Annotated in this window: 18 protein-coding genes; 12 read left to right on the forward strand and 6 right to left on the reverse strand. The window is 42.3% G+C overall.

All coding sequences use genetic code 11. The features are described from left to right. The first annotated feature begins 167 nt into the window (after positions 1-167). Genes DFP82_RS07260 through DFP82_RS07270 form a run of 3 tightly spaced genes read left to right on the forward strand, consistent with a single transcriptional unit; the run spans position 168 to position 3898 of the window. A complete protein-coding gene (locus DFP82_RS07260; RefSeq protein WP_110923062.1) occupies positions 168-1367 on the forward strand; it encodes an HlyD family secretion protein in 1200 nt (399 codons plus the stop codon). Positions 1368-1370: 3 nt separating this feature from the next. Then, entirely contained in the window at positions 1371-2702 is a 1332-nt protein-coding gene (locus DFP82_RS07265; protein WP_110923063.1) for an ABC transporter permease, read from the forward strand. After that, positions 2702-3898 carry an ABC transporter permease gene (locus tag DFP82_RS07270; RefSeq protein ID WP_110923064.1) on the forward strand — a complete coding sequence of 399 codons (1197 nt, stop codon included), beginning with the start codon at positions 2702-2704 and terminating at the stop codon, positions 3896-3898. The genes DFP82_RS07265 and DFP82_RS07270 overlap by 1 nt, the downstream gene beginning before the upstream one ends. Before the next feature lie 131 nt (positions 3899-4029). Here the strand turns inward: DFP82_RS07270 and sthA are convergent, their stop codons facing one another. The 3 genes from sthA to ppsR all read right to left on the reverse strand — a co-directional run bounded on the left by sthA (position 4030) and on the right by ppsR (position 7131). Next, complete coding sequence (gene sthA / locus DFP82_RS07275) at positions 4030-5679, reverse strand: Si-specific NAD(P)(+) transhydrogenase (RefSeq protein ID WP_110923065.1); 1650 nt, start codon at positions 5677-5679, stop codon at positions 4030-4032. A 78-nt stretch (positions 5680-5757) separates the two neighbouring features. Then, positions 5758-6153: a DUF4377 domain-containing protein gene (locus DFP82_RS07280; protein WP_110923066.1), complete on the reverse strand. Its 396-nt coding sequence runs from the start codon at positions 6151-6153 to the stop codon at positions 5758-5760. 81 nt (positions 6154-6234) lie between these two features. Further along, a complete protein-coding gene (gene ppsR, locus DFP82_RS07285; RefSeq protein ID WP_110923067.1) occupies positions 6235-7131 on the reverse strand; it encodes a posphoenolpyruvate synthetase regulatory kinase/phosphorylase PpsR in 897 nt (298 codons plus the stop codon). A 579-nt stretch (positions 7132-7710) separates the two neighbouring features. Here ppsR and ppsA point away from each other — a divergent pair. The 8 genes from ppsA to DFP82_RS07325 all read left to right on the forward strand — a co-directional run bounded on the left by ppsA (position 7711) and on the right by DFP82_RS07325 (position 16226). Beyond that, positions 7711-10095: a phosphoenolpyruvate synthase gene (gene ppsA, locus DFP82_RS07290; protein ID WP_110923068.1), complete on the forward strand. Its 2385-nt coding sequence runs from the start codon at positions 7711-7713 to the stop codon at positions 10093-10095. Positions 10096-10209: 114 nt separating this feature from the next. Then, positions 10210-11205, forward strand: a complete 996-nt coding sequence (locus tag DFP82_RS07295; protein ID WP_110923069.1) for an RDD family protein — start codon at positions 10210-10212, stop codon at positions 11203-11205. A 290-nt stretch (positions 11206-11495) separates the two neighbouring features. Beyond that, entirely contained in the window at positions 11496-11900 is a 405-nt protein-coding gene (gene rpsF / locus DFP82_RS07300; protein WP_045446907.1) for a 30S ribosomal protein S6, read from the forward strand. 16 nt (positions 11901-11916) lie between these two features. Next, positions 11917-12147, forward strand: coding sequence for a 30S ribosomal protein S18 (gene rpsR, locus DFP82_RS07305; RefSeq protein ID WP_010198808.1), 231 nt, complete (start codon positions 11917-11919; stop codon positions 12145-12147). 24 nt (positions 12148-12171) lie between these two features. Further along, entirely contained in the window at positions 12172-12678 is a 507-nt protein-coding gene (gene rplI / locus DFP82_RS07310) for a 50S ribosomal protein L9 (protein WP_110923070.1), read from the forward strand. 337 nt (positions 12679-13015) lie between these two features. Continuing rightward, a complete protein-coding gene (locus DFP82_RS07315; protein WP_110923071.1) occupies positions 13016-13240 on the forward strand; it encodes a hypothetical protein in 225 nt (74 codons plus the stop codon). Between the two features lie 429 nt (positions 13241-13669). Beyond that, complete coding sequence (locus DFP82_RS07320; RefSeq protein ID WP_110923072.1) at positions 13670-15025, forward strand: GntP family permease; 1356 nt, start codon at positions 13670-13672, stop codon at positions 15023-15025. Between the two features lie 67 nt (positions 15026-15092). Beyond that, positions 15093-16226, forward strand: a complete 1134-nt coding sequence (locus DFP82_RS07325) for a glycerate kinase (protein WP_110923073.1) — start codon at positions 15093-15095, stop codon at positions 16224-16226. Positions 16227-16309: 83 nt separating this feature from the next. Here DFP82_RS07325 and DFP82_RS07330 read toward each other — a convergent pair whose 3' ends face one another. Continuing rightward, positions 16310-17179: a LysR family transcriptional regulator gene (locus DFP82_RS07330; RefSeq protein WP_110923074.1), complete on the reverse strand. Its 870-nt coding sequence runs from the start codon at positions 17177-17179 to the stop codon at positions 16310-16312. Positions 17180-17287: 108 nt separating this feature from the next. Here DFP82_RS07330 and DFP82_RS07335 point away from each other — a divergent pair, with 108 nt between their 5' ends. After that, positions 17288-17788 (forward strand): lactoylglutathione lyase family protein, encoded by a 501-nt coding sequence (locus DFP82_RS07335; protein ID WP_110923075.1) that lies wholly within the window; start codon positions 17288-17290, stop codon positions 17786-17788. A 745-nt stretch (positions 17789-18533) separates the two neighbouring features. Here the strand turns inward: DFP82_RS07335 and DFP82_RS07345 are convergent. Beyond that, positions 18534-18872 carry a RidA family protein gene (locus tag DFP82_RS07345; RefSeq protein WP_110923107.1) on the reverse strand — a complete coding sequence of 113 codons (339 nt, stop codon included), beginning with the start codon at positions 18870-18872 and terminating at the stop codon, positions 18534-18536. Positions 18873-18931: 59 nt separating this feature from the next. Continuing rightward, positions 18932-20179, reverse strand: a complete 1248-nt coding sequence (locus DFP82_RS07350) for an NAD(P)/FAD-dependent oxidoreductase (protein WP_110923076.1) — start codon at positions 20177-20179, stop codon at positions 18932-18934. Positions 20180-20451 lie beyond the last annotated feature (272 nt).

Genomic DNA, 20451 nt, shown 5'->3' on the forward strand with positions numbered 1-20451 from the left:
CAAGGAAGGAATTGCCGTTAATATGAACATATTGACAAAATTACTGACGATATTTAGCAAAATTTAGCCATTTTAAGGCCACTAAATGTATCAATGTGCTAATTGATGACACGCCCGAATTATAAACCCTTTATTTTCAACTTTGTTGCTTTAGGAATCTCACCGTCATGACTGAATTTCCAAACGAATCAGACCACTCACAAAAATCAGCTGATTCAACCGAGCCAGTAGTCTCTCAAGATGGCCAAACTTCAGTTGATGCTGCAGAAGATATACCTGAATCTCAACAAGAGCAGACAGTGCCTCACTATAAGCGCGATGCAGCAAAAGCTGATAAATCTACCATGATAAAAAAGGGGCTTCTGGCACTATTTGTTTTGATTGTATTAGGCATGGTTGCTTACGGTCTATATAAGAGTAACCAGCACAGCGAACCTGAAGTGATTACCTTACAAGGGCAAATGCAGATGCAGCAAACGTCCATCGCTGCAAAAGTACCGGGGCGTATTTCTAAAATCTTGGTCACCGAGGGTGATGCTGTCACCGCTGGTCAACAGCTTATTGAAATGGACTCGCCTGAGATTAATGCCAAAATTGATCAAGCACGTGCTGGCAAGCAAATGGCACAAAGTCAGTTAGATAAAGCAGAAAATGGCGCCCGCCCACAAGAAATCGCTCAAGCAAAAGCGGCATGGCAAGCCAATAAAGCGGCATCGGACTTGGCAGAAAACACCTATCAACGTGTCAATCGTCTGTATGAAGAAGGACTAATGGCACGACAAAAACGCGATGAAGCGTACGCTCAATATCTCGCTACCCAAGACCAAACTGAAGCAGCACGCTTGCAATACGACTTGGCGATGGAAGGCGCACGTAGTGAAGACAAATCAGCTGCCACGGCACAAGTGGCACAAGTCGATGCAAAACTTGATGAAGCCCTAGTCGCAAAAGATGAAGCCAATTTACGAAGCCCAATAGCAGGTATCGTGGACAATGTCATTGTCAATGCTGGTGAAGTCATCGGTCAAGGTGTGCCGTTGCTCACGTTGGTCGATACCAGTGACCAATGGGTGGTGCTTAATGTCACTGAGACGTATTTGAACCAGTTGGCAATTGGTCAGCAGTTTACGGGGACGATTCCAGCGCTATCCTCAGCGAATAAACCTTACACGAAACAGTTTACGGTTTACGCCACTTCGACGTTGTCTGACTTTGCCACTTGGCGTCCGACCAATAATGATGATGGCTTTGATGTCCGTACTTTTGAGGTGAAAGCACGCCCAACGACGCCTGATGCACGGATTCGCTCAGGTATGAGTGTCGTTGTGCGCATCAACCCTACTCTTACTAATAAAAGCCCAGAGTAGCCCATGCGCCTGACCAAGCTAAGTGGGGCTTTCTTACGTAGTGCAGCCTATGAGCGACGGTTTTTATCCAAAAACCCATGGGACTTAGCCATGGTAGTTTGGATACCATTAGCAACGGTGCTGCTGATTTGGTGGATATTTTCACAAACTCAGATTACGGATTTACCCATTGGAGTCATAGATCGAGACAACAGCCCAGTTGCCAATACGGCTGTACGCTACTTAGAAGCCAGTCCGACGCTGATGGTAAAACAGCTTTATGCCTCAGAATCTGATGCAGAGGCCGCTATCTTGCAACGCGATATCTATGCAGTGGTCATTATTCCTGAAGACTTTTCTCGTAATATTTTATCTGGCAAGCCAGCTCCTTTGGTTTTGCAAGTAAATGCGCAGTACGGCACGCATTCGGGCATCATTCAAACCAGCGTGCAAACGGTTGCTAGCACATTATCAGCAGGCGTCGAGATACAGCGTTTGGTCAAGCAAGGTATGGCACCCTCACAAGCAGCGATTGCCTACTCGCCGATTAGCATACAGCGTATCAGCCTGTTCAATGCTGCGACCAACTATCAACAATTTTTAGCCTCAACCGTTATCCCTGCACTACTGCATATTTTGGCAATGGTTATTGGTGCAACGACGATAGGACGTGAGCTGCGTGATAAAAAAATCGGTCACTGGTACGATGTTATTTCGAATGTTGATACGGATAACAATCAGCATGACAGTGCTAATTTAACAAATATTAAAGCGAGCCAAATCAGCACAAGTCCAGAAAGTCAGCACAGCCATACTGATGAGAAAACAGAAGTTGCTGAGAATAAACATAGACAAGCAGGTGTCTCAATATTATTGTTCGGATTATTGGGTAAGTATTTTTGGCCATTATTGGCTTATAGCATCTGGTCGATGTTGGCACTTTGGTTTGCTGCACCGCAAGCTTCCGTTGCTATTAGCTCGATTATTGCCACTTATATTGGTCTCTTACTATTGATGATGCTCTCATTCTTTTTGGGTGCTATCTTAACGTTGAATTCATTTTCACTGCGCATGGGCTTGTCTTCTACTGGTTTCATCTCAGCCCCTTCTTATGCATTTGCGGGTGTGACTTTTCCGTATATCGCTATCAGTGACAATGCTCAGCATTGGTCAGACGTACTCCCACTTACTCATTACTTAAAATTGCATATTGCACAGTTACAAATGCATGCGCCTGCTGCCGTGTCATTACCGATTGTCTATGGACTTACCCTAGCCACGACGATTGCGATGCTTCTGACCACATTATTGACCAAACGTGCGTTGGCACATCCTGAACGCTGGGGAGCGCGCTAATGTCAGTTTCACCGAAAGATAATGCATCCACGACTGATGCAAAATCACACGCACAGACACAGAATTTTCTTGGTGGGTTTTTGCAAACCCTAAAAGACATTTTTACGGATAAAGGCGTTCTGTTACTGTTGATGATTGCTCCTATTATTTACGGTTTCTTTTATCCTTGGCCGTACTCAACCGAAGTCATCAATCATGTGCCCGTTGGCATTATTGATTATGACAATAGCAATCTGTCACGGACTATCGTTCGTTATGCGAGCGCTAGCCCGCAATTAGATACAGAGCGTTTTCTAAATGAGCAAGATGCTAAAGACGCCATATGGTCAGATGAAATCGCTGGATATATGGTCATTCCAAGCGGACTTGAGCAACAAGTCATGTCTGGTAAAAAGGCAAGCGTCAGTGTATTGGGCAATGGTGGTTATTTTTTATTAAATAAAAATGTCCAGATGGGATTTCTGAAAGCCGTTGGTACGGTATCAGCAGGTATCGAGGTTAAAAAAAGCGTGGCTCAAGGCATCTATCCAACGACCGCGAAGGCCAATACCCAAGCGGTGCCATTGCAGATTATGCCTTTATACAATCAAACTGAAGGATATGGTGCATACGTCGTGCCAGCCGTGTCTATTCTAATTTTGCAACAAACGCTTTTGATGTCAACGACGATGTTGATTGGCACATGGTATGAGCAGCGTCGCCATAGGACTACTGTCCGTGGCTGGCTGGGTCGTATTGCAGCGCTTAGTATGTGCAGTTTTATCATCGGCTGCTTTTATTATGGCTGGGCATTTGAGCTACATCACTATCCGCGCGGACAGAACATGCTCGGCAGCTTATTGTTTCTACTGTTGTTTTGTCCAACCGTGGCAACTCTTGGCTGTGTATTGGGGTTATGGTTTCGCCAACGTGAACGTGGTATGCAGATTCTCATCTTCAGCTCTCTGCCCATGTTTTTTATCAGTGGCTATCCGTGGCCAGCTGACCAATTACCCGCGTTTTTACAAGCTATACGCTGGTTGATACCCACGACACCTGGTGTCAACACATCAGTACAGCTTAACCAAATGGGCGCAAGCGTCTCGCAAGTCGCTATTGGGTTTTATGCACTTGCCGCTCTCTGGCTATTTTATTTTATGCTGCTCATGCTTATTCGTTGGTATCACACTGACAAGCAAAGCAAGACAGTCGCATAAAACATAGCGCGATCAAAAGTTCTGCATATATGCTTGGATTAATGAATAAGCCACAAAAAAGCGCCTACACTATTAATAATATAGTAGCAGGCGCTTTTTTATTGATATTACTTGATTTAAATAAGCTTGTGTTAAAAGACGCGATTCAAACCGTTCAATGCTGCAACACGATAGGCTTCTGCCATCGTTGGATAGTTGAATGTTGTATTCACAAAGTACTCAAGCGTGTTATTGCTCTTACACTTCATGACTGCCTGACCAATATGAATAATCTCTGACGCATGGTTACCATAGCAATGGATGCCCAAGATTTCTAGCGTATCGCGATGGAATAAAATCTTTAGAACGCCCGAGCGTTCACCTATGATTTGTGCACGTGCCAGATGTTTAAAGAACGCCTGACCCACTTCATAAGGGACTTTTTCATCCGTCAGCTCTTGCTCGGTTTTACCAATACAAGAGATTTCAGGAATCGTATAGATACCAGTCGGTACGCTAGATACTGGCTCAGCATCGTCGTCGCCTACCATAAAGGCAGCGGCACATCGCCCTTGGTCATAGGCAGCAGATGCCAAAGATGGCCAACCGATCACATCACCAGCGGCATAGATATTTTCGATACCTGTGCAATAAGTATCATCGACTTTTAGCTGACCACGGCTATTGGCTTTTAGACCAACGGCTTCTAGGTTTAAGCCTTCGGTATTACCCGAACGACCATTTGACCAAAGGATGGCATCAGATTTGATGCGCTTACCACTCTTTAAGTGCAAGACTACATAATCATCATGCGTCTCAAGATAATCAATCTCTTCATTACTACGGATGAGCACGCCAAATTGTCTAAAGTCATGCGCGATAGCATCACTGATTTCGCTGTCCAAATAATTGAGCAGCTGATCTTGGTTATTGATTAAGTCAACTTTATAGCCGAGACCGGTAAAGATAGACGCATACTCACAACCGATCACGCCTGCACCATAAATGATGATTTTTTTGACGACATAATCCATTTGCAGGATTTTATCAGAATCAAAAACGCGTGGATGGTCAAAGTCTAGAATGTCAGGACGGTAAGGACGGCTACCGACAGTAATGATGGCTTTATTGAAAGTAATGTTTTCAAAAACATTGTCATCGGTTTCAATGCGCAGCGTGTGCTCATCAACGAAACTTGCCCATCCTTGAATCACTTCAATGCGGTTACGCTCATAGAATCGTGTGTGCGTACTGACTTGACGACGTATCACTTGACGTGCCTTGGCCAGCACTTCATTGAGCGGTACTTGCTTATATTCCATCGCCTTGGTAAACATCGGATCACGGCGAAAGTTGATCAAGTTAAATACTGATTGGCGCAGCGCTTTACTTGGGATGGTACCCACATGAGTAGAGTTGCCACCTACTTGGTCACGCGGGTCAACGACCACGACTCTCTTGCCAGACTTAGTCAGCTTCATGGCAGCAGCTTCACCAGCAGGGCCTGCTCCTAAAATAACTGCGTCATATTCATACGCATGATCATCGCTTTTTAGGCGGCGAGAGTCTTTGGCAAAACCAGATTTGACATCGATTCGTGTGTCATCAAGTGGATTCACAAGATCAGGGTGATGTATAAAATCATCAGTGACTTGCTCGTGAGTCTGTTCAATATTTTGTTGTTTATTTTTGCCTTCAGTGTGCTCAGGATTAGGTATGTGACCATCCGCTTTATTAGATACTTCGGTATGGGTATCTTCACCAATATCATTAGTCGCGTCGCTTGGTTTTTTACTTCCCATCATATCCTCTTTATATTTACTGGTTTATTTGATATCTAGACCGTGAGTGAGTCAATAGTTAAATGAGTCAGAGTCACATTATTGAGGGTTACTCACCATACGTTGTGACACAATATTTTGTAATGTCCAATACCCAGTGAGACTCTGCTTTCCCTCATCGATCTGCGGGCGAGCACTGATCACATACTCAGTACCGAGCGTTGGCTGAAAATCTTCAATCCAATCGTAAGGAATCTGAAACACACTACCATCTTTGGACTTGGCCAGCAGACACTGCATCGGTAATGCAGAGGCACAGGCCACCCGATTTGGCATAATCGTTAACGTTTGTGCATCACCCAATACGATAGACGGCACATAACGTGGCTCAGGTACTGGCTCACGCGACGTCTGACAAGCCGTCAGTAATGTCGCTACACTCAGTAAGCTCGCCAATAATAAAGGGGTTTTGCTAGATTTGTAAGCTGAACTCATAATGTTCTCTATATGATAATGAGATTATATTGAACCGACTATGGTCAAATCGATTAACATTTGATTTGATTAAACGAACCCTTAACCAATACGACGTTTAAGGCCTGTCTTCTGTAAAATACGAGTCGCAATTTCTTCAACGGACATCTCAGACACATCCAAACTTGGAATGCCATGAGTGATATAAATGCCTTGTATCGCGCGCTGCTCTTGCTGACATTGCTGATAGCTCGAATAACGACTGCCTGCACGGCGCTCTTGGCGGATTTTTACCAAGCGATCGGTATCGATGAGCAAGCCAAACAGTTTGTCTTTATGTTCACGCAATGCTTTTGGTAATTGATTGTCGTACAAATCATCTTCGGTCAAAGGATAGTTAGCTGCTCGAATACCGAACTGTAATGCTAAGTATAAAGATGTTGGCGTTTTGCCCGAGCGAGAGACCCCAACCAAAATGATATCAGCTGCATTATAGTGACGTGTACGTGCACCATCATCATTGTCTAAGGCAAAATGAACGGCATCGATACGTTCTTTATAGGTCTCAGAATCGACATTATCGTGGGCATGACCTGAATGTCCATCTGGCTCTACACCTGTCTCTTCTGCGACACGCCCAATCAAACCCTCATACATATCCAAATTACAGCTTTGTGCTGCGTTAATTTTTTCACGAATATCAGGGTTAACAATCGTATCAAACACTAAAGGCAAAAATCCGTCTCGTTGATAGGCCATATTGATTTGCTCAACGGCATCCTCTGCCCGCTCAATACTGTCCACATAGGGCAATACGCGTGTCTCAAAGGGTATCGAAGCAAACTGACTCAAGATAGCACGGCCAAGTGTCTCAGCTGTAATTGCTGTACCATCTGAGATAAAAAATGCCGTTCTAACCGTTTGAGAGCTGTCCAAATTCAGTGCATGATGATTTTGGATAGTGGACTTGACTGGTTCAGATGGATTGCTTGAGTACATAACGTTGACACCTCAATTAGAAACACACATGGTGATCTTTATTTGGTTTTTATTTTCAATCTACTTTAGACTCATCTAACTCTCGATATAAGCACTAAAAGTCGACACATATATAATGGCAGGCCTACATTCTTGATGCCCTACATTATACGCATAATAGCCACCTAATAGAAATCAATGTTACAGGCGCACACTTAGAAACCCACACTGCTTTTGATGTTCTAATTGATGTCCATAGGTCTGCTCACTGCACCTTATTACTTGTATCGCTTTAGTACTTTCTACTATATATAGGTATTTATTATGAGTGGCTGCTAACCCGCTTTTTCTTCACTCCCAAACCCTCTATTTATGAACCCATAAATGATTATCAAATGGCATTTATATCAGCTTTTACTTGTATTTCATAAAAACTCTAAAAAGTAAAACCTGTGATACTTGCCATAAATTATGTAGCAAATGCCATAATTTGTGTGTTTTTAACAATTTTTTTGATTTAAACCCTCGAAATTCTCAAAATATAGCGGTATAATCCACCGTTATAATCTTTACTAAATAACCTTATTTTCTGGAGTTATCATGGCAGCGCAATCTACAGCACTTGTAATCAATCTTGATCAGCTAGGAAAAGACGACATTGAAATGGTCGGCGGTAAGAACGCTTCATTAGGTGAAATGATCAGCCATTTGTCTGATTTGGGTGTTAGTGTACCAGGCGGCTTTGCCACCACATCAAATGCGTTTAACCGCTTTTTGAATGAAACTGGCCTGCTTGACAAAATCAACAGCGAACTAAAAACGTTAGATGTTGATGATGTAAAAAAACTTGCAGAAACTGGTAAAAAGATTCGTACTTGGATTATTGAGCAAGAGCTGCCAAAAGATCTTGAGCAAGAAGTGCGTCAGTCATTTGAAGCCATGAGTGGCGGCGAAGACATCGCTGTTGCTGTACGTTCTTCTGCGACTGCCGAAGATTTACCAGATGCTTCATTTGCTGGTCAGCAAGAGACATTTCTAAACATTCGCGGTATTGATAACGTTCTAATCGCTATTAAAGAAGTATTTGCCTCTTTATACAATGACCGTGCTATTTCTTATCGTGTACACAAAGGTTTTGAGCACGAAGGTGTTGCACTATCTGCAGCCGTACAACGTATGGTACGTTCAGAAACTGGCGCAGCCGGTGTGATGTTCACGCTAGATACTGAAAGTGGCTTTGATCAAGTGGTATTTATCACGTCAAGCTATGGCCTAGGTGAAATGGTCGTACAGGGCGCGGTTAACCCAGATGAATTCTATATCTCAAAACAATTGCTAGCCAACGGTAAACCTTCGGTTATTCGCCGTAACCTAGGCAGCAAGCATAAGAAAATGATTTATGGTGATGAAGGCAGTACTGCCAAATCAGTCAAAACTGTCGATGTTGAAAAACAAGATCGCATGCAGTTCTCATTGTCTACTGAAGAGCTAACCTCACTTGCCAAACAAGCCGTAACGATCGAAAAGCATTACGGTCAAGCAATGGACATCGAGTGGGCAAAAGACGGCGATACTAACGAAATCTTTATCGTTCAGGCACGTCCAGAGACGGTTAAGAGCCGCCAAGACAGCAATGTCATGGAACGCTATATCATCAATACTACTGATGCAAAAATCTTATGCGAAGGCCGCTCAATCGGTCAACGTATCGGTTCAGGTAAAGTACGTATCGTTAGCAACTTAAACGAGATGGACAAAGTACAAGAAGGCGACGTACTCGTATCAGACATGACCGATCCGGATTGGGAACCAGTCATGAAGCGCGCTTCTGCTATTATCACTAACCGTGGTGGCCGTACGTGTCACGCAGCTATCATCGCGCGTGAGCTAGGTGTTCCAGCCATCGTTGGTTGTGGTAATGCAACTGAATTATTGGTTGACGGTCAAGACGTAACTGCTTCTTGTGCTGAAGGTGATACTGGTTTCATTTATGAGAGCCAAATTGACTTTGAAGTACAGACCAACTCTGTTGAAACAATGCCAGAGCTAGCATTCAAAGTAATGATGAATGTTGGTAACCCAGATCGCGCATTCTCATTCACGCAAATGCCAAACGAAGGTATTGGTCTTGCGCGTCTAGAGTTCATCATCAACCGTATGATTGGTGTGCATCCAAAAGCGTTGCTAAACATGAACAGCTTGCCACGTGAAATATCACAAGCAATCCAAGAGCGTATCGCTGGTTATGCCTCACCTGTTGACTTCTATGTTGATAAATTGGTCGAAGGCGTTTCAACGCTAGCCGTTGCCTTTATGGATCAGCCAGTCATCGTTCGTATGTCAGATTTTAAATCTAACGAATATGCTAACTTGCTTGGTGGTAAGCTATACGAGCCATCAGAAGAAAACCCAATGCTTGGTTTCCGCGGTGCCAGTCGCTATGTGTCTGACAACTTCCGTGACTGCTTCGAGCTTGAGTGTAAAGCACTGAAGCGCGTCCGTGATGAGATGGGTTTGACCAATGTCGAGATTATGATTCCTTTCGTACGTACCGTTGGCGAAGCAGCACAAGTCATCGAGTTACTTGAGAAAAACGGTCTGAAACGTGGTGAGAACGGTCTGCGCATCATCATGATGTGTGAGCTACCGACCAACGCGCTATTGGCAGAAGAATTCCTAGAATACTTCGATGGTTTCTCAATCGGTTCTAACGATTTGACTCAGTTGACCCTTGGTCTAGATCGTGACTCAGGCATCGTCTCACATCTATTTGATGAGCGTGATCCTGCAGTTAAGAAACTGTTGACTATGGCTATCGATGCTTGCCGTAAGCAAAACAAATATGTCGGTATCTGTGGTCAAGGCCCATCAGATCATCCAGATCTTGCTTACTGGTTGATGGAGCAAGGTATCAGCTCAGTATCATTGAACCCAGATTCAGTATTAGATACTTGGTTATTCTTGGCTGGTGAAGAATCAAAGTAAGCCATTACGTTCATTCGTAGCGGTCATTTACACAGTCACTAAGAGTACCACCATTAGGGTCTATTTGATTTTTTCAAATAGACCCTAATATAATGTACGAAGACATGACTAACTATGCAGGCAATTATGCAGATTTTCCTTGCTCGAAATAACGTACAAGCTGGGCCATATAGTTTGGATCAGCTCAATATCATGCTAACCTCTGGTGAAGTATTGCTAGACGATTTGATATGGCATGACGGCCTAGACCAATGGCAGCGCGTCGGCAACTTAACCAATAATCAAACGGTTTATCGACCGACCAACGTTAATAGCCCTCAGGCCAATGACTCTATCATTAATAACGTTACCGTTTTTCCTGAAGATAATGTCAATGATGCACAAGATGGCAAGTCAGTATCGTTAGATAGATTATATGGCAAGCCTGAACGTCCAAAAGACACCAGTAAAGATGCAAAAGCAGACATGACAACCAATCGTCATCATACGCCGCATCACAATGTGTCATTGAATAAATCTACTAACAGTAAAGCTACCTCGAGCAAAGACAAAGTCGTTGGTAATGTTGTCCTTGCACCCATCATGTCACGAGTCCTAGCAACTGCACTAAATGGTTTGTTATACATACTGGCTATTTTTCCGCTAGTCATGGCATTGACTAAAATGGATGTGGATTACACTAAACTCCAAAACATCCAAGATATGGACGCAGCTTATCAATACTCAATGACACTGATGGAGAGCCTTCCTAGCAGCACATTGATGATATCGCAAGTCATGGTTTTTGGCTTGTTTGCGTTACAGTTAGTATTCATCACTATGCGTGGTCAATCACTGGGCAAGCTGATTACAGGTATTCGCGTGGTGGATCAAACCACGCATCGTCTACCCTCGTTTATTAAATTGATTGGTACGCGTACATTACTTTTATTTATTATTTATAACTTACTGTTTTCGTTTACCAGCTTTTTAGGTTTTGTGATTATTGCTATTCACTATTACATGGCATCGAAAAGCCCTGAAAATATTGGTTGGCATGACAAACTTGCTAAAACCCTAGTCGTAAAAGCAGATAGCAGTCAGATAGTTAAAGAGCCAAAAATAAAATAGCCGTCTTGTGAGTTTGATTATTTTGATATGTCTTATATATGATAAAAAAGCAGCGTACGATCGTTGCTTTTTTTATTGGTAAAGACATATTTACCATTTTTATTTTTTATTGACAGTACCGTAGAGATTAACCTTTGTGTTAATGGCTAAGTACTGTTATAATACGGCGCTTTATAAACTAAGCTTATTCCTCATTATTTTTTATAAAATTTGATAGGATTCGGGCTTACCTTATAAATCTCCTTGCTATTAACATAGGGTTAATAGCTACTAATCCGTAAGGAGTCATAATGCGACATTACGAACTGGTGTTACTTGTACACCCAGACCAAAGCGACCAAGTGGTCGGCATGGTTGAGCGCTATATCAAGTTAGTTCAAGACAACAACGGTGTTATCCATCGTTTAGAAGATTGGGGCCGCCGTCAATTGGCATATCCAATCAACAAGATTCACAAAGCTCATTACGTTCTTTTCAACATTGAAACTGACGGTGAAACTTTAGCTGAACTTGAAGAATTATTCCGTTATAACGATGCGATCATTCGTAGTCTAGTTATGCGCCGTGACGACGCTGTCACTGAAGAGTCGCAGTTAGCCAAGAATGCCGATGAAAAACGCGCACGCAAAGCAACTACTCGTCGTCCAGACAGTCGTGAAAACGATAACGACGACAACGACAACAGTGAAGACTAATTAAAGGAGAATACTCATGGCACGTTTCTATCGCCGTCGCAAATTCTGCCGTTTCACTGCTGAAGGCATCACTCACATCGATTATAAAGATGTTGAATTGCTAAAACAGTATATCAGTGATAATGGTAAAATCGTACCAAGCCGCATTACCGGTACATCTACTAAATATCAGCGTCAACTAGCTACTGCTATCAAGCAAGCTCGTTATTTATCGCTACTTCCATACACTGATAACCATCAGGGTTAACCGTTAATTAACTAGGAATGACTCATGCAAATTATTTTGTTACAGCGTATCGTCAACCTTGGTAAACTCGGTGAAACCGTCGATGTGAAACCAGGTTACGGACGTAACTTTCTTATCCCTTTGGGTAAAGCACTACCTGCTACTAAAGCTAACATTGAAAAGTTCGAAGCACGTCGTGCTGAACTTGAAGCTGAAGAAGCGAAAGAAGTAGCTGTTGCTCAAGAACGTGCTGATGCACTAACTGACGTTAATGTCATCATGCGTGCTAAATCAGGCGACGAAGGCAAGCTATTCGGCTCTATCGGTACTCGCGATATTGCTGAAGCATTGACTAACTCAGGTCTAGAAGTAGACCGTGCTGAAATCAAGCTTCCTGAAGGCACTTTACGTCAAGTTGGCGAATATAATGTTGATATTCAGCTACATCATGACGTTACTGCTAGCATCTTAGTTACTATTCTTTCTGAAGAAGGTAACAATGATGACGAAGACGACGTTGCAGACGAAAGCGAAGACTATTCTGAAGAGTAATCTTTAGCATATCTAGTTTCAGTCTACATAAAAAACCAGTGATGTTATGTCACTGGTTTTTTTACGTCTGCACTTTGCGATAGTAGCCTGATATTGATTGAAATTGAGGTTTAAACAAACAATATTCTCCTTTCAAACACTGCGATAATTATCCTTTTATTAATGATTTCTGTAATGACATAATCCAGTAACTAGCCGTAATAAATATCCAAAAAAACTTATACTTAACAACAAGATACCATATATATAGCATCTATATTATCGTGCAGTGAATTGCTATTATAGCCATATCTAATCTACTGGTTCCGAGTTGTAGATAATAATAAGGTACGATAATATGATAAACACTAACGATAAATTAATATGTATCAAAGGTAATGACGTGTACTCAGAAGGTGAGATATATACCGTGGGTAGAATCGTCAACGATAAGTATTTTCAACTAATGACAGGTAGTAATGACGACCATTGGTACGCAACATTAGATAACGAAGGTATCTGTGTGAGTTTCGACTCGATAGTAGCAGAAGGTAATAAAGCACGATTTGATAAAATCGCGTAAGTACCAACTAGATACCGCTTTGAACATGCTGTGCATAACAACTGGTCATTAAATATGGCCAGTTTTTTTGGTTAAAATTCAATCATCACTGTTCTAGAAACCAATAATATTCTTAAAAGCATCTTAAGATGTATTTACGGCGTCCTCGCCATAACTAGTAAGTCGTAAAAATCCTATCGATAACCCCATATATTTCACGAATGTATTTCCTAGTCGCGTCTATTTACTATAGAATACGCTCCTTTAAAATTTCGTATCGTTATTGATACAGATAGTTGGTTTAATATCGTTTGAATGTAGACACAATGAAAGCGCGTGAAAGTACTACATAAAGTAGCCTGAACGAGCCAGATACTGTATTTAATATCGATATAATTGACGATATCTGCATTCGTAATCAATTAAGATATAAACCATATTGAGACAGTGATGATTGTATTTTGGCTTGTGCTGACCATTCTTTTTATTATTTTCGCTACCGCAAAATTAAAGTGGCATCCTTTTTTAGTGTTGATATTGTCAGCATTTTTGGTAGCACTATTCTACCAAGTACCACTTAATACTGTCGCCAAGACAATCTCTGATGGCTTTGGTGGTATCTTAGGTTATATCGGTCTAGTGATTGTATTCGGTACCATTATCGGCTTAATCCTTGAGAAAACTGGTGCGGCTATTGTCATGGCAGAAACCGTTATCAAAGTTTTAGGCCCACGCTTCCCTACTTTGACCATGTCTATCGTCGGTGCAGTCGTTTCGATACCTGTATTTTGTGACTCTGGTTATATTATTTTAAACTCCCTAAAAGAGTCTTTAGCTGAGCGCTTACATGTATCAAGTGTGGCGATGAGTATTGCCTTAGCCACTGGTCTATATGCCACTCATACCTTTGTACCACCTACTCCAGGTCCGATTGCAGCAGCAGGCAACTTAGGATTAGAGTCTAATCTAGGTTTGGTCATCATGGTCGGTGTGGTCGTGACAGCCGTTGCTGTATTGGCTGGCTGGTGGTGGTCTAACCGTTTTCTGAATGTGACGCCTGACAATATCAACGCGGCAGATGCACCAGCAGCAATGCCTGAAGGGATGAAAACCCGCGATGATTATAGCCATCTGCCTTCAGCCACAATGGCGTTTTTACCCATTATCGTTCCTATTATACTAATCTGCCTATCTTCTGTTGCCAACTTTCCAAGCGCACCGTTTGGTAGTGGCACGTTGACAGATATCTTAGTATTCATTGGTAATCCACTAACGGCTCTGCTCATTGGTCTATTCTTATCATTCTTACTTATTAATACCGAGCAAAAAACACAGCAGATCAGTGACAGCATCTCACAAGGTCTGGTCGTAGCCGCTCCTATCTTATTGATTACTGGTGCTGGTGGTGCATTTGGCGCCATGCTAAAAGTGACACCAATCGGTGACTATTTAGGTACGACATTGTCTGCATTAGGTCTTGGTATCTTTATGCCTTTCATCGTCTCTGCTGCGTTAAAGACTGCGCAAGGCTCGACCACAGTTGCTCTAGTCACTACCTCTGCGATGGTTGCACCGTTATTGGATCAAATTGGTCTAGACAGCGAGCTGGGTCGCGTATTTTGTGTGATGGCAATTGGTGCAGGCGCCATGACTATCTCACATGCCAATGACAGCTTCTTTTGGATTGTCAGTCAGTTTAGCCGTATGAGTGTGTCACAAGCATATAAAGCCCATTCAATGGCGACTGGCATTCAAGGTGTGACCAGCATTGTGTTTATCTGGCTGTTAACCTTAGTATTTATTTAACAGTGTTCATTTAACACATTCGTTGAAATATCAAAAAAGACGTTCAAAAATACCCAGAGAGACCTTCATGAAGATTTTAATCGCCCCCGACTCGTTCAAAGAAAGCTTAGAAGCATTGGATGTTTGCCGCGCCATTCAATCTGGTTTTAGTCAGGTGTTTCCAAACGCTGACTATACGTTATTGCCGATGGCAGATGGCGGTGAAGGCACCTCTGCGGTATTGTCTTATGTATTAGGCGGACGCTGGAAAGAAGTGGTGGTACACGACCCACTCATGAGACCCATCACTGCAAAGTATTTATTATTGCCTGATGCGACAGCAGTTATCGAAATCGCCCAAGCTTGTGGGTTACATCTACTGACCGTCGCAGAGCGTAATCCTGTCATCGCTAGCAGTTACGGTGTCGGTGAGCTGATTGCCGATGCTTTAGATGAAGGCGCCGAGCGTATCATTATTGGGCTGGGTGGTAGTGCCACCAATGATGCAGGTCTTGGTATGCTAACGGCATTGGGTATGACATTTCATGATATTAATGACAGTCCATTAGCACAAGGTGGTGGTGAGCTTGCCAAGTTGCACAGACTTAATGACACAAGCTTCCATGCAAAAGTGGTAGATACCGTGTTTGAAGTGGCGTGTGATGTGACCAATCCTTTGTGTGGCCAATTAGGGGCAAGTGCGATATTTGGACCACAGAAAGGTGCCTGCCCGCAACAAGTTGACGATTTGGATAAAGCCTTAAGCCACTTTGCAGCTGTTCGCGCGAGCAGCCATCAGGACTGTCAAGAAGTCGCAGGTGCTGGAGCAGCTGGTGGTCTTGGCTATGCATTGATGAGCTTTTGTGGTGCGCAGCTGAAATCTGGTTTTGATACGGTCGCTGAAGTGACCAAGCTATCACAGCATATTGCCGATGCGGATCTTGTCATTACTGGCGAAGGCAAGCTCGATGCACAAACAGCCATGGGTAAAGTCGCTGGTGGTATCAGCCAACTTGCCAAAGCCAGCCACACCCCAGTGATTGCTATCTGCGGCAGTGTCGATGGTTTAAAACCTGCTCAGACTAGCCAGTTCGAGGTAGTCATGCCTAGCATTCAAAAGGTAGATACTATCGATAATGTGCTGAGTCAGGCTTATGACAATATTGAAACCACGGCGGTAAATATTGCTGCGAGTATTAGACTTGGGCAGAACCTGAAATAGCTCAATATTTAAGGTAAGGACAAGCTTTATACATAGGGTCATTAGAATGTTTAACGCTTGTTTAAACGTTTATCTTAAAATCTCTACAGCCATTTTTGCACTTCATTGATAACGGTTTGCATTCTATTAGGCAGTACAGACTGACTCCGTACAGCAAGGTATAAAGTTTCGCTGACAGGTACTGGTAGATAGTGACTTTTGATAGCTTGAGGATTTGGATATGCGGCAACCGCATGCGCCGGTAAAACGGTAAACCCAAGTCCCCTGCTCACTGGCTCCAAAATCAAGCTAATCTGGTTTGAAAATCCTTTTTTATCAAAATCATTGACGTGCTGAAACTCAGGATAATTAGCACTTAGCAGCAGACTTGCATGGTGCGCACCATCTGGATGATCTATAAACCCAAGCCGATTTAGTGTCTCCCAACTCGTCTCAGTAGTCGTTGCAGGAGTAATCAATAGCAACGCTTCTTGAGCCACTGGCTTACAACTGACTGTCTCATCACCTGAGATATCCGTCATAAAACCAATATCAATCTCAAGCTTAGCAAGCGCCCGCTCTATATCAGCATTGGGTGCAAAGCGATAATCAATCACTAGCGTTGGATACTGCTGCTGTAATGTCAAAAGCTTTGGATACAGCTTGAGTCCCACACTACCAGGCGACATCAATCGTACCAGCCCTTCATAAAAAGGGTCTTCCCCAATACGCTGCTCTAAGCGTGCTAAACGTTGTAAGATGTCTTCTGCTTCCTGATAGAGCTGTTGACCAGCATCAGTCAATGAAAACTGCTTACCTTGACGAATAAGCAAATCAATATCTAACTGATTCTCTAGCTTACTGATGTGTTGACTGACACCTGACTGGGTCATGTGTAAGCGCTCGGCTGTGTGCGTAAAGTGACCGACGTCAACAAGCGTACAAAAGGTACGTAACCATATAATATTTATCATTACAATACATACTTATCTTTATAATAAATGATAATTTTACGTAATTATCTTCTGTTTGTATACTGGCTCCACGTTAAAGAAAACGCACATCAAACAGGAGCACAAGCTATGAACAATGTTTATCCAAGAAGCTTTTCGCACATCGGTCTTTCAGTCCCTGACCTAGATGCAGCCGTGAAATTCTATACTGAAGTAATGGGTTGGTATACCATCATGGAGCCTACTGAGATTGTCGAAGATGACAGCCCTATTGGTGAAATGTGTACTGAAGTATTCGGCTCAGGTTGGGGCAGCTTCCGTATCGCCCACCTATCGACTGGTGACCGTATCGGTGTTGAGATTTTTGAATTCAAAAATCAAGAAGACCCTGAAAACAATTTTGAGTACTGGAAAACTGGTATCTTCCACTTCTGTGTTCAAGATCCAAATGTTGAAGAGCTGGCTGAGCGTATGGTTGCAGCAGGTGGTAAAAAACGTATGGAAAAACCACGCTACTACTACCCTGGCGAAAAGCCCTATCGCATGATTTATATGGAAGACCCGTTCGGCAACATCGTTGAGATTTATAGCCACAGCTATGAGCTTATCTATAGCGAAGGTGCGTACTAAATTCGCTTGAACAGACTATAGTATGTGATAGTAAAATAACAACTTAAAAAAATAGCGTATTCAAATTATGAATACGCTATTTTTATTTATTAACGTCGCATCGAGTAGTAAACGGCTTCAAATAGCTGACTGCTTTATTCACTGTTATAACTCTAATACGATATCGATGGTGAAGCCATCACACCTCCTAAGATTATAAATGCAAGAGCTACTAATGATCTCAAAAACGGAGAACTACAATCTGGCCAGCGAGTGATAATAAAATATAAATTGGCAAATGGAAGAAACAGATACAAAAGCCCCCAGAGTATTGATTCTTGGAAGGCAATAATAATTAACTTAATACTATAAACAAGAAGCATAATACCTGCGATTATAAGTATAATAGAACCTAAAATTTCCACGTGATTTTCCTCAAAATTTTTAATAAAAAAATAAACTACAATCTGTTAAAAAACGCTATTTATAATAGATAGTATGATTGCTATCTGCTCTCTTGACATCAAGAAATATAATGTGTCTTAAGGCATCCAGATTATCTCAGAATTGTTTCTGGCGTATAGTAACAGGTAACACAAAAAGTTCATAATTTTATAAGACATAAGTTGATCAAATTTATTTTAGACTACTTCGATAGCTTATAAAAAATGCTGACAACCAATACATGAGAAGACAAAAAAAATAAAAAGGCCATGATATCGCTATCATGGCCTTTTCGTTTAATACAGATACTATGAGCAGACTATTACTCAGCAGCGATGGCGATCATCTCAACCAATAGCTCAGGACGTGCCAATGCTGATTCGCCACAAGCACGTGCTGGTGGTTGAATGCCTTCAAAAAATTTGTCATAGACTTCATTCATAGCAGCAAAATCTGCCATATCTTTGATCCAAACCGTTACTGATAGTAGTTTTGATTTATCACTACCCACTTCTTCTAGCAAGGTCTGGATTTTTTCTAAACAAGTTAATGTTTGTGCTTTGATATCATCTTCTGCATTACCTACCTGACCACACAAGTATACAGTCTGGTTATGGACCACAATTCTGCTCATGCGTGGCGTGCTGTGTAGCTTCTTTATCATATTATATACCTTCAATTTATTAATTTAAGTCTGTGCTAAATCTATCAAATGCACTCTTACTTCGAAAAACGCTGAGCACTAAATGGTGCAAGGTTTACTAATGATGGCTTTTCATGAATCATTTCTTCAACCAGACGCCCTGTCATAGGCCCTAATGTGAAACCCTGATGGCTATGACCAAATGCGAACCATAATTTTTCATGCTTGTCTGCAGGACCAATAACTGGCTTCATATCTGGCATACAAGGACGCGATCCTGCCCATGCTTCAGATTCTACCGCGTCTTCTAATGGTAAGATTTTGCGAGCCAGCTTCAGAACCGTTTTTAATTGACCAAAGTTCTTTGGCGCATCCATGGTGGTCATCTCAGCACCAGTCGTAATACGGATACCTTGCTGCATTGGGCCCATCACAAAGCCTTTGTCCATATCAAACATACTGTGATTGATGGTATTTTTTTCTGTTACTTTGAAATGCTGATGATAACCACGCATTGGGAACAATGGCAGATTATAACCAAGTGGTCTGATCAAGTCGTTCGACCATGGACCCGCTGCAATGACCAACTTATCACTATAGTAAGTATCATTATCAGTGATGATTTTCCAGCCTTCGCCATCTTTTACGATTTCTTTTACATCGCTCTCTTTGATCGTGCCGCCCATCTCTTGGAAGTTTTTCGCATACGCTTTGACTAGCGAGCTTGGGTTCGATACTTGCCAAGAGTTTTTCCAATGAATCGCACCAACGAAACCTTCGAAATTGGCACTAGGCTCCATGGCTTTTAGTGCCTCAAGGTTTAGTACGTTATGTTCAACCCCTTGATTGCGTGCATCAATGGCTGCCACTTGCGCTTCTTTAAACGTCTCTTCAGAACGATGCAGCTGTAACCAGCCGTCACGCGTGATTAGCTCGTCAGCACCAGAGGCTTCAATCATCGTTTGATGTTCACTGGTGCAATGCTCAATCAGTGTCTGCCACTCTGATTCGATTTGCTTAACAGTCGCAGGTACAGAGTATTTCCAGTATTGTAACAGTGCTTGATGGTAACGCAGAATCGCTGGGATACGATAGCGAATATCAGTACCTTGGTTCGGTAATACTCTGATCATCTCAGTCAATTGACGAGGAAAAGGATGGGTGTGAATGGCTTCGCGCTGAATCAACCCAGCATTACCATACGAGGTCTCTGATCCTGGCAGCTTCTTGTCTAACATCAGTACTTGTGAATTGTTTTTTTGTAAATGCCACGCAACTGACGTGCCAACCATACCTGCACCGATAACGATCACTTCATAGCGCATAACCTATCCTTTTCTTAGGGTGTTAATACAGAGTATCAAATATGAGGGTCTAACAGAATTAGGTGGTAATAGTAACGCATTAAGCCAGATATTAAACCCTTATCTGAAAAATATTTTTGAGTTAAACCCTTTTAGTTATGTGGTTTAAAAAAAGACATTCTTGAAAGGAATAATACTGGCTTTTGAGTAATAATTTAGTAAAAAAATTGACGAAGATAGGGGCAAATCAGTTGACTTATAACCACAATAAAGGCTAATAGCGATAAATCTAA

The sequence above is a fragment of the Psychrobacter fozii genome (assembly GCF_003217155.1).
GTDB classification, from domain to species: domain Bacteria; phylum Pseudomonadota; class Gammaproteobacteria; order Pseudomonadales; family Moraxellaceae; genus Psychrobacter; species Psychrobacter fozii.

Excerpts from the sequence above, each read along its gene's own strand:
- rpsF (WP_045446907.1), top strand. The coding sequence starts at position 11,496 with ATGCGACATTACGAACTGGTGTTACTTGTACACCCAGACCAAAGCGAC.
- rpsR (WP_010198808.1), top strand. The coding sequence starts at position 11,917 with ATGGCACGTTTCTATCGCCGTCGCAAATTCTGCCGTTTCACTGCTGAA.
- rplI (WP_110923070.1), top strand. The coding sequence starts at position 12,172 with ATGCAAATTATTTTGTTACAGCGTATCGTCAACCTTGGTAAACTCGGT.
- sthA (WP_110923065.1), bottom strand. The coding sequence starts at position 5,679 with ATGGGAAGTAAAAAACCAAGCGACGCGACTAATGATATTGGTGAAGAT.
- DFP82_RS07270 (WP_110923064.1), top strand. The coding sequence starts at position 2,702 with ATGTCAGTTTCACCGAAAGATAATGCATCCACGACTGATGCAAAATCA.
- DFP82_RS07335 (WP_110923075.1), top strand. The coding sequence starts at position 17,288 with ATGAACAATGTTTATCCAAGAAGCTTTTCGCACATCGGTCTTTCAGTC.
- DFP82_RS07320 (WP_110923072.1), top strand. The coding sequence starts at position 13,670 with ATGATTGTATTTTGGCTTGTGCTGACCATTCTTTTTATTATTTTCGCT.
- ppsR (WP_110923067.1), bottom strand. The coding sequence starts at position 7,131 with ATGTACTCAAGCAATCCATCTGAACCAGTCAAGTCCACTATCCAAAAT.
- DFP82_RS07295 (WP_110923069.1), top strand. The coding sequence starts at position 10,210 with ATGCAGGCAATTATGCAGATTTTCCTTGCTCGAAATAACGTACAAGCT.
- DFP82_RS07315 (WP_110923071.1), top strand. The coding sequence starts at position 13,016 with ATGATAAACACTAACGATAAATTAATATGTATCAAAGGTAATGACGTG.
- DFP82_RS07280 (WP_110923066.1), bottom strand. The coding sequence starts at position 6,153 with ATGAGTTCAGCTTACAAATCTAGCAAAACCCCTTTATTATTGGCGAGC.
- DFP82_RS07260 (WP_110923062.1), top strand. The coding sequence starts at position 168 with ATGACTGAATTTCCAAACGAATCAGACCACTCACAAAAATCAGCTGAT.
- DFP82_RS07265 (WP_110923063.1), top strand. The coding sequence starts at position 1,371 with ATGCGCCTGACCAAGCTAAGTGGGGCTTTCTTACGTAGTGCAGCCTAT.
- DFP82_RS07330 (WP_110923074.1), bottom strand. The coding sequence starts at position 17,179 with ATGATAAATATTATATGGTTACGTACCTTTTGTACGCTTGTTGACGTC.
- ppsA (WP_110923068.1), top strand. The coding sequence starts at position 7,711 with ATGGCAGCGCAATCTACAGCACTTGTAATCAATCTTGATCAGCTAGGA.
- DFP82_RS07325 (WP_110923073.1), top strand. The coding sequence starts at position 15,093 with ATGAAGATTTTAATCGCCCCCGACTCGTTCAAAGAAAGCTTAGAAGCA.
- DFP82_RS07350 (WP_110923076.1), bottom strand. The coding sequence starts at position 20,179 with ATGCGCTATGAAGTGATCGTTATCGGTGCAGGTATGGTTGGCACGTCA.